9 protein-coding genes, 1 tRNA gene and 1 other RNA gene are annotated in these 12452 nt (G+C 63.1%); 6 read left to right on the top strand and 5 right to left on the bottom strand.

The genetic code is table 11. The features are described 5' to 3' along the window. Positions 1-126 precede the first annotated feature (126 nt). The 6 genes from xerD (at position 127) to ffs (ending at position 6744) form a co-directional block, all read left to right on the top strand. On the top strand, positions 127-1050 hold the full coding sequence (gene xerD / locus DESFRDRAFT_RS01010; protein ID WP_005990248.1) for a site-specific tyrosine recombinase XerD: 924 nt from the start codon (positions 127-129) through the stop codon (positions 1048-1050). Between the two features lie 21 nt (positions 1051-1071). After that, positions 1072-3867, top strand: a complete 2796-nt coding sequence (locus DESFRDRAFT_RS01005; RefSeq protein ID WP_005990247.1) for a CBS domain-containing protein — start codon at positions 1072-1074, stop codon at positions 3865-3867. 414 nt (positions 3868-4281) lie between these two features. Further along, positions 4282-5592 (top strand): histidinol dehydrogenase, encoded by a 1311-nt coding sequence (hisD, locus tag DESFRDRAFT_RS01000; RefSeq protein WP_005990246.1) that lies wholly within the window; start codon positions 4282-4284, stop codon positions 5590-5592. 10 nt (positions 5593-5602) lie between these two features. Beyond that, positions 5603-6496 carry a phosphoribosylaminoimidazolesuccinocarboxamide synthase gene (locus DESFRDRAFT_RS00995; RefSeq protein WP_005990245.1) on the top strand — a complete coding sequence of 298 codons (894 nt, stop codon included), beginning with the start codon at positions 5603-5605 and terminating at the stop codon, positions 6494-6496. Between the two features lie 56 nt (positions 6497-6552). Next, positions 6553-6642: transfer RNA gene (locus DESFRDRAFT_RS00990), tRNA-Ser, on the top strand. A 6-nt stretch (positions 6643-6648) separates the two neighbouring features. After that, positions 6649-6744, top strand: an RNA gene (ffs, locus tag DESFRDRAFT_RS20975) — signal recognition particle sRNA small type. A gap of 223 nt (positions 6745-6967) precedes the next feature. On the opposite strand, the gene DESFRDRAFT_RS00985 is transcribed toward ffs, so the two are convergent. The 5 genes from DESFRDRAFT_RS00985 to DESFRDRAFT_RS00965 all read right to left on the bottom strand — a co-directional run bounded on the left by DESFRDRAFT_RS00985 (position 6968) and on the right by DESFRDRAFT_RS00965 (position 12185). After that, positions 6968-8263 (bottom strand): MFS transporter, encoded by a 1296-nt coding sequence (locus DESFRDRAFT_RS00985; protein WP_005990243.1) that lies wholly within the window; start codon positions 8261-8263, stop codon positions 6968-6970. A 145-nt stretch (positions 8264-8408) separates the two neighbouring features. Then, a complete protein-coding gene (locus tag DESFRDRAFT_RS00980; RefSeq protein WP_005990241.1) occupies positions 8409-8912 on the bottom strand; it encodes a MarR family winged helix-turn-helix transcriptional regulator in 504 nt (167 codons plus the stop codon). A gap of 32 nt (positions 8913-8944) precedes the next feature. Then, positions 8945-10822, bottom strand: a complete 1878-nt coding sequence (locus tag DESFRDRAFT_RS00975; RefSeq protein ID WP_005990239.1) for an alkaline phosphatase family protein — start codon at positions 10820-10822, stop codon at positions 8945-8947. A gap of 636 nt (positions 10823-11458) precedes the next feature. Beyond that, positions 11459-11881, bottom strand: coding sequence for a type II toxin-antitoxin system MqsA family antitoxin (locus DESFRDRAFT_RS00970; RefSeq protein ID WP_005990237.1), 423 nt, complete (start codon positions 11879-11881; stop codon positions 11459-11461). Between the two features lies 1 nt (position 11882). Beyond that, positions 11883-12185 (bottom strand): type II toxin-antitoxin system MqsR family toxin, encoded by a 303-nt coding sequence (locus DESFRDRAFT_RS00965; protein ID WP_043793513.1) that lies wholly within the window; start codon positions 12183-12185, stop codon positions 11883-11885. Positions 12186-12452: the final 267 nt, after the last annotated feature.

Here is a 12452-nt window from a genome sequence, read left to right as displayed (position 1 = left end):
TTATGGATGTTAACCCTGTCCCACGCCCGGCCCAAACTTGCAAGCCCGAAGCGGCGACATCTCCCCGGCCGGATCAGGCATTGAACCCCGGGCCAAATCGTGTCACGAGATTCTGGCGTGTCCGCCATGACCACAGAAAACACTTCTCCCGCCATCCCGTCCCATCCCTGGGTGGAAAACTACCTGGAGCACCTCATCGTGGCCAAGGGGCTGGCCGAGCACTCTATCAAAGCATATTCAACCGATATTACTGACTTTTTAATTTTCTTAAACGACCATGCCGGCAGTCTCGAGACCGTTACAGACGACACGCTCTTTCTCTACCTCATGCATTTGCGTTCACGGGGGCTGGCCAGCCGTTCCCTGGCCCGGCATCTTTCGGCTCTGCGCGGCTTTTTCGCCTATGCCGCCGGCGAAGGCTGGCTGCCCGAATCCCCGGCAGCCCTGATCGAAAACCCCAAGCTGCCGCGCCTGCTCCCGGACGTGCTCTCCCGCGACGATGTGGCAAGACTCCTCGACGCCCCGGACACGGCCACGCCGCTTGGGTATCGCGACCGGACCATGCTGGAGCTGCTCTATGCCGCCGGGCTTCGCGTGTCGGAGCTCATCGGGCTTGCGCTCACGGACTTCGACGCCCAGGCCGGGCTGTTGCGGGTTTTCGGCAAGGGTTCCAAGGAACGGCTCATCCCTATCCACGCCCTGGCCCAGGAATTTTTATCGACTTATATCCAGACGATCCGGGGCGCGTTCCACCCCAAGGAGCAGTTCGTTTTCCTCAATCGCTCCGGCCGGGGGCTTTCGCGGCAGGCCGTGTGGAAGGGCATCAAACGACACGCCCTGGTCGCCGGCATCTCCCTGCATATTTCGCCGCACAGCCTGCGGCACTCCTTCGCCACCCACCTGCTCGACGGCGGGGCCGACCTGCGCACGGTGCAAACCCTGCTCGGCCACGCGGACATCAGCGCCACGGAAATCTACACCCACGTCCAGGCCGAACGCCTGCTGGCCGTGCACCGCGCCCACCATCCCCGGTCCCGCGCCCAACATTAAAGTGCAAGTAGAACTTTACCTATGAGTTTTCCCCCCAAGCCGCCGCTCAACGAGGCGCCGACCATCATCACCGGCCACGCCAACGCGGATTTCGACTGCCTGGCCGCCATCATCGCCGCCGGCAAACTCTATCCCGGCGCGACCCTGATCTTTCCCGGCAGCCAGGAAAAAAACCTCCGGCACTTCTTCATCCAAAGCGCCACCTATCTGTTCAATTTCAAAAATTTCAAGGAAATCGAACCGACCAGCGTCAAGACCCTCGTGCTTGTCGATACCCGCCAACGCTCGCGCGTGCCCCATATCGAGGCGGTATTCGCCAACCCGGGGCTCACCGTTCACTGCTACGACCACCATCCCGACACCGAGGAGGACGTCCCGGCCGCCCTGTCCGTGGTGAAGCCCTGGGGCTCGACCACGGCCATTCTCATGGAACGCATAATGGCCGAGGACCTGCCCCTTTCCAACGACGAGGCCACCATCCTCGGGCTCGGCATCTACGAGGACACGGGTTCCTTCACCTTCGCCTCCACCACCGAGCACGACTTGGCCGCCGCCGCCTGGCTGCGCTCACGCGGCATGGATGTGGGGGTCATCGCCGACCTCATGACGCGTGAACTCTCCTCGGAGCAGATCACCATCATGAGCCAGCTCATCGAGTCGGCCCAGACCCACGACATCAACGGCGTGGAAGTGGTCATCGCCGAAGCCACCTCCGACCAGTACGTCGGCGACTTCGCCCTGCTCGTGCACAAATTTCTGGATATGGAGAACCTGCGCGTGCTGTTCGCCATCGGCCTCATGAACGACCGGGTGCACCTCGTCGCCCGCTCGCGCAGCCCGGACGTGGACGTGGGCAAAATCTGCGCCTCGCTTGGCGGCGGCGGCCATCCCTACGCGGCCTCGGCCTCCATCAAGAACCGCACCCTGACGCAAGTGCGCGAGGAGCTCTTCGGCCTGCTCTACTCGCAGGTCAATCCGCAAATCCTGGTGCGCCAGCTCATGAGCAAGCCGGCCGTCTCCATCGAGGAATGGGCCACCATGCGCCGGGCCGAGGAGATCATGACCCGTTACGGCTTGAAGGCTCTGCCGGTGGTGAGCAAAAAGGGCAAGCGCTGCGTGGGGGTCATCGAGCACGACATCATGGACAAGGCCATCAACCACGGCCTCGGCGACGTGCCGGTGTCAGAATACATGATCCGCGAACCGGCCGTGGTCACGCCCGACACCGACCTGTACCCGGTCATGGAGATCATCCTCGGCCGGCGCCAACGGCTGGCCCCGGTGGTCGAGGCCGGCAAGCTCGTGGGCGTGGTCACGCGCACGGACATCGTCAACACGCTGGTCAAGGAGCCCTCGCGCATTCCGGAGTCGCTGCTCCCCGAGCGCAAGCGCGAACGCAACATCTCGGGCCTTTTGCGCGAGCGCCTGCCCAAGGACATCCTGGCGCTGCTGAAAAACGCCGGCAAGCTCGGCCAGAAGCTGGGCTACGCCGTTTATGTCGTGGGCGGTTTCGTGCGCGACGTGCTCCTCAAGCACCCCAACACGGACGTGGACCTCGTCGTCGAGGGCGACGGCATCGCCTTTGCCGCGGCCATGACCCGGGAGATGGGCGGCCGGTACAAGGCCCACCCCAAATTCAAGACCGCCGTGGTCGTGCTGCCGAGCGGCCAGCGGGTGGACGTGGCCACGGCCAGACTCGAATACTACGAATATCCGGCCGCGTTGCCGACCGTGGAGCTTTCCTCCATCAAGATGGACCTCTACCGCCGCGACTTCACGGTCAACGCCCTGGCCGTGCACCTCTCCCCGGACCGGTACGGCGAACTGGTGGATTTTTTCGGGGCCCAGCGCGACATCAAGGACCGGGTGCTGCGGGTCCTGCACTCCTTAAGCTTCGTCGAGGACCCGACCCGCATCGTACGGGCCATCCGCTTCAGCGAACGTTTCGGTTTCCGCATCGGCGGCCAGACGGACCGGCTCATCAAGAACGCCGTACGCCACAGTTTCTTCCACCGTTTGTCCGGCTCCCGGGTTTTCCACGAGTTGCAGTTGATCCTGGAGGAAAAAACGCCCCTGGCCTGCCTGCGCCGCATGCACGACTACAAGCTTCTGGCCGCCATCCACCCCCTGCTCGCCCTCACCCCGCCCCGGGAAACGGTGCTCATGGAGGTGGAAAACGTCATCAACTGGTACCGGCTGCTCTACATCGAGCCCCAGCCGCAGGCCTGGCTGGTCTACTTCCTGGCCCTATGCTCGGGCATGGACGCGGAACAGTTCGCGGTGGTCGGCAAGCGCCTCAACTTCTCCAAACGCACGGCCGGCGACATCGCCACGCTGCGCATGCGGATTCGCGAAACCGCCCAGGGGCTTTTCAACTGGGAGTACCACAAGGGGCCCCTTTCCGAGCTGTATTTCCTCATGGAGCCGCTGCCGGTCGAGGGGGCGCTTTTTCTCATGGCCCGAAATCCGCGCGAGCCGCTCCAGAAATACGTGTCCCTGTACCTGACCACCCTTCGCGGCAAGAGACTGGAGATCACCGGCAACGACCTCAAAGGGATCGGCATCGCGCCCGGCCCCGACTATACGTCGATCCTGCGCCGGGTCCGGGGCTCGGTCATCGACGGCCATGCCCCCTGCCGGGCCGAACAGCTGGAAATGGCGCGCCGGCTGGCCGTCGGCGAATCCATCGAGTCGCTCTTGGCCAGGCGAACATCCGGGGCGCATTGTTCCCTGCCGGAGGCCGCGGGCAAGCCGGAAGCCGACCAGGACGATGCAGCGCAACCAGCTGTGGATACAGATAAAAAATACTTAAAGTAATACATTAAACATCATCTACAATACACCCGCGGGCGCCGGTATTTCCGCTTCCGGCTTTTTCGGCGCTATTGATGGAGGAATGCCGTTGGCTGACCGGCGGGGTGCCTCATCTCTCTGCGCCCACTACAACTTCGTGCTTTTAGCTATAGAAAAACCCCTGTCATTCCCCCAAAAATGGACACGCATTGCATGTCTTGGTGATGCTCCAATCCCCCTATTGAAAGTTTTTAAAGGGGGTCCAGGGGGAAACTTTTTTCAAAAAGTTTCCCCCTGGCCGCCGGAGGCCCCCCCCACTCCTCCTCTTCCCTTCCCCGCCACCATGCCTATCTCGACATTTGACGGGGATGCGCTTACATGCCTTGGGGCTTGCGACAAGCGCAGGTCCCGCAATGCCTTCTTTCCAAGGATATCCCTATGCCCTGCCCACGATTTACCATTTCCGGCCCCGACGATTTCGGGGCGCTGCGGCGAATGCTGGCCGGACGCACGGCGGCCGCCTCGGATGCCGAAGAGAAAGTCCGCCACATCCTGGACGACGTGGCCAAGCGCGGCGACGAATCTTTGATCGAGCTGACCAGCCGTTTCGACTGCAAGACCTTCGACGCCTCCTGTCTGCGCGTCAGCGCCGACGACATCGCCGCCGGCCTTGCGGCCGTGCCGGCTGCCGATCGGGCCATCATCGCGGAGGCGGCGGACAACATCCGCGCCTTCCATGCCGCGCAGAAGGAAAAGTCCTGGTGGATGCCCTCGGCCGACGGCACCATGCTCGGCCAGATCGTCACCCCGGTGGACGCGGCCGGCTGCTACGTGCCGGGCGGACGCGGCGGCGAAACGCCGCTTATTTCCAGCCTGCTCATGAACGCCATACCGGCGCAGGTGGCCGGCGTGCCACGCATCGTGGTCGTCTCGCCCCCCCGCCAGGACGGATCGCTCAATCCGTATATACTGGCCGCCGCCAGCATCCTCGGCATCGAGGAGATCTATCGCGTCGGCAGCGCCTGGGCCATCGCCGCCCTGGCCTACGGCACGGCCACCATCGCCCCGGTGGACGTGGTGGCCGGACCGGGCAACATCTACGTGACCACGGCCAAGCGGATGCTTATCGGCACCATCGGCATCGACATGATCGCCGGGCCGAGCGAGATCGCCATCCTGGCCGATTCCTCGGCCAATCCGGACTGGCTGGCGGCGGACATGCTGTCCCAGGCCGAACACGACCCCATGGCCGCGGCGGTCTGCGTCTCCCCGGACGAAAAGCTCCTTGACGCCACGTGCGAGGCACTGGTCAAACGGCTGGCCGACCTGCCGCGAAACGACATCGCCGCAGCCTCGCTGGCCCATTACGGGGCACTGGCCGTCGTGCCGGACATTTCCGTCGGCATGGAGCTGATAAACGCCGTGGCCCCGGAACACTTCGAGCTGTGCGTGGCCGATCCCTGGGCGCTCGTGGGCCAAGTGCGCCATGCCGGCGCGGTTTTCATGGGCAACCACTGCCCCGAGCCGGTAGGCGATTATTTCGCCGGGCCCAACCACGTGTTGCCGACCATGGGCACGGCGCGGTTCTCCTCGGCTTTGTCGGTGGCCACCTTCACCAAGAAGACGAGCCTGATCGCCGCCGCTCCGGGCTATGTCGCCGCCAATGGCGCGAAAATCGCCCGGCTGGCACGGCTTGAAAATCTGGAAGCCCACGCCCGCAGCGTGGAATGCCGCTTCAACGACAAATAAGGAACCCGCCATGGATGCCGTCGCCCAGACCGATATCCCGGCCCTGACCCTGCGTTCGCGGGGCAAGGTCCGCGACATTTACGACCTCTCCCCGGAGAGCCTTTTAATCGTCACCACGGACCGCATCTCCGCCTATGACGTGATCATGCCCGACCCCATCCCGCAAAAGGGCGTCATTCTCAACCAGATCACGCTGTTTTGGATGGACATGTTTAGGGATATGGTTCCCAACCATTTGCTGGCCACGGAGGTGGCGAATTTTCCGGCCGCCTGCGCGCCCTACGCCGAACAGCTCGCCGGCCGGTCGGTGGTGGCCAGGAAGGCCAAGCCCCTGCCCATCGAGTGCATCGTGCGCGGGTTCATCACCGGCTCTGGGCTCAAGGACTACAAGGCCACGGGCACGGTCTGCGGCCACGCGCTCCCGGCCGGGCTGGTCGAATCGGACATACTGCCCGAGCCCCTTTTCACGCCCTCGACCAAGGCCGACCTCGGCGCCCACGACGAGAACATCACGCTCGCCAAGGCCAAGGACATGATCGGCGTCGAGCTGTGCGCCAAGGTGGAGGAACTGAGCCTCGCCATGTACGCCAAGGCCCGGGACTACGCCCGTGGGCGCGGCATCATCATCGCGGACACCAAGTTCGAGTTCGGCCAAACCGATGACGGGCTCATCCTCATCGACGAGGTCCTGACCCCGGATTCCTCGCGGTTCTGGCCGGCGGAAGGCTACAAGCCGGGCAACTCCCAGCCGAGCTACGACAAGCAGTATCTGCGCGACTGGCTGACCTCGATCGGCTTCGACAAAAAGCCGCCCGCGCCGCGCCTGCCCGAGGACGTGGTGGCCAGGACCCGGGAGAAGTACCTGACGGCCTATGCGGTGCTGACCGGGAAAAAATTGGCCTAACCCGCTTTTTTTGCTTGCCAGAATCAGGAGGGGCGGCTATACAACTTTGCTCTTGCGGAGAGGTGTCCGAGCGGCCGAAGGAGTACGATTGGAAATCGTATGTACCTTAACGGGTACCGAGGGTTCAAATCCCTCCCTCTCCGCCACATATTTTGGGGAAGCCGGGCGGCGGTCACGCCGCCAACCCCGTCAGGTCCGAAAGGAAGCAGCGGTAACGGTTGTTGCCGGGTGTCCGGCTTCCCTTAAAAGCGCGAGGAGACTCGCGCTTTTTTTATGGGCCACGCCACCAGTCGTATGTGTGTGACGGCGTCGAGGCCCTTTCAAAGCACATAAGACAACAGCTCTCGGCTATGGCCCCGCGCAGGCGGGGTTTTTTATTGCCTGCGCCCCCTCCTCACGGCCCCGCCGGAGGTACGCTACCCCGGTCCCACGCACGGCCGGATGACGGCCGTACGCATCCCCCATCACGATTTATGAGGACGTTCGGGCCGAGCCCGTATCGCTCGAGCCATCGGCATGGGGCTTTCTGCGCGCCAGCCAGCCGATGCCGACGGCACAGATGACGCCGGAAAGGAGCACCGTGGCCGGCGCGCCGATCAGGCTGGCCGAGGTCCCGGCGAAAAGCGAGCCAAACGGGGCCATGCCGACGAGGGTGATGGAATAAAGCGCCATGACCCGACCCCGCATGGCGTCGGGACTGCGCAATTGAAGCAGGGTATTGGCGGCGGCGAAAAAGAGGATCAGGCAATACCCGAGCACCGAGGCCAGCACCAGGGACAGCCAAAATGATCGGGACAGGGCAAAGATGATAAGGGCCACGCCGAACCCCAGGCCGGCGAAGATCCGCACCCGGTCAAGCCCGGCGCTTTCCTTGCGCACGGCCAGGGTCAGCGCCGCGATCACGCTGCCGACTCCCGTGGCGGCCATGAGAAAGCCGAGCCCCGACGCGCCATGGGCCAGGATCGTGTCCACGAAAACCGGCATGAGCACCATGTAGGAGGCGCCGAAAAGGCTGACCAGGCAAAGCCCGGTCAAAATGGCCCGCATGGGCCGGTCGTTTAGGGCGTAGCGGATGCCCGCGCGCATATGGTCCGCCATGGAAACCGTTTTCGGGCGCGGCGGTGACGGCGGCAGACGCATCATGAGAAGCCCGGCGATGACGGCAATGTAGCTTATGCCGTTGATGCAAAAGCACCAGCCCTCCCCCACTGTCGCCACCAGTATCCCGGCCACGGCCGGACCGAGCACACGGGCGCTGTTGAACATGGAGGAATTGAGCGCAATGGCGTTGTGCAGATCCTCCTTGCCCACCATGTCCACCACGAAGGCCTGGCGCGTCGGCATATCCACGGCGTTTATCGTGCCGAGCACCATGGCCAGCGCCCCGACCAGCCACACCGTGGCCGTGCCGCTTAGGGTGAGAAAGGCCAGGGCCAGAGCCTGAAACATGGCCGCAGTTTGGGTGACGAGGAGCAAGGAACGCTTGTTGCCGCGGTCGGCCAGATAGCCGCCCCAAAGCCCGAGCACGAACACGGGCAGGTAGCCCACGAAGCCGACCAGCCCCAGGGCCAGGCTCGATCCCGTGAGCCGGTAGACCAGCCAGGAGACGGCCACGGACTGCATCCAGGTGCCGACGAGGGAGATGAATTGGCCGGCGAAAAAAAGCCGGAAATTGCGATGGCGAAACGATCGGGACAAACGGTCCAGAGACTGCCGCGAACGCAGGCGCAGCCCCCCACCGTTCTTCCCGCTGACGACGTGATCCATGAAGAACGATTCCTGTTTTTTCGAAGGGCCGACTCCGACCGATTGCGCACCCGAACGAGGAGTCTTCCCGATCGGGCCGCTTACGCCCGTTCTCTCGATGACGCCCCGCCCTTAGGCGGTTGCGCCTTGCGGCCGGACGGGCGCGTCACGCCTGGATGCTTTCGGCGTTTTCGGACGCGGGCTGGTTGATTTCGCCTGCTCCCGGCGCGGCGCCCGTATTGGTGAAGAGTTCCCGCAACAGCGCCATGCCCGTGGTCACCAGGGTGATGTCCGTGGCCGTCAGGCGAGCCAACCGCGTGGCAAACTTGGCCTTGACCGCCTCCCGGGCCTTGGACAGCACGTTTGCCCCCTCCTCGGTCAGGCTCAGGCGCACCCGTCGTCGGTCCGAGGGATCGGGTTTGCGCTCGACAAAACCGCGATAGGCCAAGGCATCCACCAGCTTGGACATGGATGGCAGGGATACGCCGATGTATTCGGCCAGATCGGTCAGGTTGGACCCGGGGAAATGCCGCAAAAAAGCCATGCTGCGCAGTTCCGGAACGCGGAGATCCGGGGCGCTGTGGCTGCGCATGGTCTGGCGCAGGTCCTGCATGACAAGCGGCATGACTTCCAGGAGTTCGCGGGCGCAGGCATTGAGATCGTCGGACATGGTTACGTCCTTCTAATAATTAATTTTTGAAATTAATAATTCCGCGAAGCCCGATCGTCAAGAGCGTCCCTCCCGTCGAACAGGTCGGGCTCCATGCCCGCCGCCGGCGCAAGCCCCAGAACACGGCAGACCGTAGCCGCAAGACGCGTCTGGGAGACCGCGCCGCCGGCCGCGCCCGGCAGGGGCAGGTTAGAGAAAAGCACACCCGGAACGAACGAGGCGTCCACGCAATGGTCCCCGGACCACTTCTGCCTGTTGTCCGCGAATACTTCCGCCGATGCGCCGCCGATGGCCGCCGTCCAGGCCATACGGTACGGCGGTCGCAACCCGACCACCAGATCCGGCGCGTCCGAAGCCTTTGCGCCGCCGTAGATATCCTCCTTGCGGTGCACGGCGGCAACAGCCGGCGTACCGGCATCGTCGAGCTGCGAAAGACGCGCCGCGATCTCGTCGGCCAATTCCCGGGCCGGCTGCCCCGGAGCCACGATGCCGCTCCGCTCCCGGCCGGCCAGGTTGCAGTAGATGGAGCCGAAGCCCAGGGCGTAGGCCCGGGTACCCGACCAGTCCACATGCTTGAAAAGCTCGCCGTTGTCGGCAGGATCGTGAGGCTTGAGCTTCAGGTAGCCGGCCCGGGCCAGCCAAGCATTGGCGTCGAAGGACCGGGCGTAGGAGCAAAAGCCGTGGTCCGAGCAGACGAAAAGGGCCGTGTCGTCGCCGGCGGCTTCCACGACCCGGCCGACCATGGCGTCCATACGGGCCAGGTGGGTTTCGATGACCGGCCCGAGCCGGGCCGCCGCCACTGGATCGTAAAGCGGATGGGACGGATCGTGGTAGCGCCAGAAACAGTGCTGGATACGGTCCGAAGTATCGAAGACGACGGACAGCAGGCCTTCGGCGAAACGGCCGAGTTCGTGTTCCAGCATGGCTTCGCGTTCACGGGTCACATCGTCGCAAAAGGCGAGAAAGGCCTCGTCCGTCACCACGCCGTCGGTAAGCCCCTTGGTCTCCTCGGGCATGCCCAGGGTGGAATACGGGCCGCCGAGGGCCGCCGCCAATTCGGCCGCATAGCCCTCGGGCGCGGCCACGGGCAGGTTCGGCGCGCGGGGGTCGACCTGCACCGGCCCGCAGTAAAGCTCCAAGGGTTCAAGGCGACCGCAGAAAAGCCGCGTCACCCCGGTCACGAGCCGGCCCTCGGCCATGGGAAAAGAAAGTGTGAGATAGGGCGACCACTCCCCGGGGGCAAGCTCCCCGTGCTGCCCGCCAACGGCGTAATGGAGTCTGCCGTCGTGCCGGGTAAGCTCCATCTCCGTGCGGACCGGGCTCCGTTTGCCGGCCACCAGCGCCACCGGTCCCTCGATGGCGATGCGTGCCCGGCCGTCGCCAAAGGGCACCCGCTCCACCCGGCCACGTCCGCCCCCGCCGCCGGCGGGAAGGACCTCCACGTATTGGACGTAGTTGCCAAGCCGCCCTTTGACGTCGGGCGCGCCGAGCCCGGAGAGCACCTTCGCCCCGGCAAAAGCCGGCGGATAGGTCACAGGCCAGCGCACGGCCGTAACCGGCAATCCGGTCTGTGCCGCCACGTCGAAAAAAGTCGGGGTGTCGTAGGCGGGAGCCGGCGTGCCCCCCGATCCCGGTTTGGTCAGAGACAGGCGCGGCAGATAGGTGGCCGGATCGCGCACGATGAAATCGTAGACGCCGTGGACACCGGGATTGGTTCCCGTGGCTAGACAGGTCCAGGCCACCGGGCTCTGGGCCGGGTTGACGGTTGCCAGGTCGGCGAAGGTCCCTCCTGCGGCCAGACGGGACAGATGGGGCAACTTTCCCTGGCCGGCCAGGGCGCGGCACAGGTTCGGATCAAGGCCGTCGATGCCGATGACAAGGGCCTTGCGGACGGTATTGGCAAAGGACATGGCGTATCCGTGCAGTTAAGCGTTCAGGCGGAAGGTTGCGTTATTCCCTTATCAGGAAAAAATGGTTTTGCCCAGAAACAGAATCGATAGCGGCGCACATTTCTCATTCCCCGGACTTCAGACCGGCATGGCGCGCAGGTTCGAAACGCGCATAGCCGAGGGCGCGCCGGCCGCTATTCCAAGAAAATTGTGACACGAAGCAGAGGAGGTATTCAATGGGGCAGAGGGAAATATGGCGGCAAAATCGATCCGGGCCCCATGTGGGGCCAAGGGCGGGTTGGAAGTGATATCCACAAAAGGGGTGGATGGGCAAAAAAATGGCGGAAGCGTATAGGAGTCGAACCTACCGGACGCCTCTCGACGTCCCACTGGATTTGAAGTCGCATTTTTCAGTCAAATATTGCCAGGACTTACCAAAAATATTCAAATAAAACCAAATAGATGAATGCTCACAAATTTTCTTGAACATCCACGTTTTTCCAGACCGAGTGGAGCAAAATTGGAGCAAATTGGAGCAACTTTTTTTTGCTCCACCGACGGGAAATGTGCTTTTTTTCCGAGCTTGGCGGAATGATTATCCAGCCTCGGGGTGAACTCGGGGCCGGATGACCAGTTCACCCCGGGACTGTGCGGTCATCAGCAGGAAGGACGGTCCTGATTTGCCCGAAGGATGGTTAAAGCATCAGGCAAGGCGTCAAGCACCTTCAAAAGATTGGTCACGGCCCGACTGGTCAGGGCGTCCCCCTTCTCGTACTTGGTAAACGCTTTCGGTCCACCGCCGATAAGGTCCCCTGCCGCCGCCTGGGTCAGCCCGAGTTTCTTCCGGATGCGCTTTATCTGCGGGCCATCCAACAGGCCTTCACACTTCGCCTTCATGGCGTTTAGTGCCCGATCGGAAACCTTCATGTCCGCACGAGTATAGAGACCTTCCCCACATTTCGGACAATACCATCCGGGCATATCAACAGTCATGGTCTGCCCCTTGTAGGAGAATTCCACGGGCCTCACGTCACGAACCATTTCGGTTCCGTCCTCGTGGCACACTGGATTGAGTTCCATTTTATTTCTCCTTGAAAGAGAGAAGATCAAAGGCCGAAATCCGTCCAGCCATAAATTTTACATACAAAATCCCAGCGACTGAAGGCACATGATATACGTCCTGCCACGCCGTGCTATCCGCATAGGCGGTCATGGACTTGTAAAAGTGCCTGCGTTCCATGCTCTCAACAACCGACATCATGCCCTCGTAATCGAACCCGAGGTGGTGGGCTGCCTGGGCGGCGGTTTTCGTCACGGAGACATCGCCTCTTCTCGCCGCATCCCGGAAAGAGGCCAGGTCGTATGTCGGTTTTCTCTTTTCCATGAAGAAAAATTACCATAAAGGTACTTTTTGTCAAGACCATGCGCTCAGGCCTCAGGCAGCGCTTTTCCGGTCCGACTTCCCGCCCGCACCCAATGCCCCCGACTTTGGCGCGTGGAGCCGTTCCAGGCACCTCGCCAAACTGGAGCCTTCAAAGGCGCACGCCGGGCATTCGCGCGGGGACTGCCCTTACAGCTTCAAAACCTCCCTCCCCCTTCCCGCTGACAAGCACCCTGCTCGATGAGGCCCTTCCTCAATGCCATACAGTGA

This window comes from Solidesulfovibrio fructosivorans JJ] (genome assembly GCF_000179555.1).
GTDB classification, from domain to species: Bacteria; Desulfobacterota; Desulfovibrionia; order Desulfovibrionales; family Desulfovibrionaceae; genus Solidesulfovibrio; species Solidesulfovibrio fructosivorans.
The sequence above is the reverse complement of the archived record's forward strand: the minus strand, read 5'-3'. Positions and strand labels throughout refer to the sequence as shown.

Excerpts from the sequence above, each read along its gene's own strand:
- xerD (WP_005990248.1), top strand. The coding sequence starts at position 127 with ATGACCACAGAAAACACTTCTCCCGCCATCCCGTCCCATCCCTGGGTG.
- DESFRDRAFT_RS01005 (WP_005990247.1), top strand. The coding sequence starts at position 1,072 with ATGAGTTTTCCCCCCAAGCCGCCGCTCAACGAGGCGCCGACCATCATC.
- hisD (WP_005990246.1), top strand. The coding sequence starts at position 4,282 with ATGCCCTGCCCACGATTTACCATTTCCGGCCCCGACGATTTCGGGGCG.
- DESFRDRAFT_RS00995 (WP_005990245.1), top strand. The coding sequence starts at position 5,603 with ATGGATGCCGTCGCCCAGACCGATATCCCGGCCCTGACCCTGCGTTCG.
- DESFRDRAFT_RS00985 (WP_005990243.1), bottom strand. The coding sequence starts at position 8,263 with ATGGATCACGTCGTCAGCGGGAAGAACGGTGGGGGGCTGCGCCTGCGT.
- DESFRDRAFT_RS00980 (WP_005990241.1), bottom strand. The coding sequence starts at position 8,912 with ATGTCCGACGATCTCAATGCCTGCGCCCGCGAACTCCTGGAAGTCATG.
- DESFRDRAFT_RS00975 (WP_005990239.1), bottom strand. The coding sequence starts at position 10,822 with ATGTCCTTTGCCAATACCGTCCGCAAGGCCCTTGTCATCGGCATCGAC.
- DESFRDRAFT_RS00970 (WP_005990237.1), bottom strand. The coding sequence starts at position 11,881 with ATGGAACTCAATCCAGTGTGCCACGAGGACGGAACCGAAATGGTTCGT.
- DESFRDRAFT_RS00965 (WP_043793513.1), bottom strand. The coding sequence starts at position 12,185 with ATGGAAAAGAGAAAACCGACATACGACCTGGCCTCTTTCCGGGATGCG.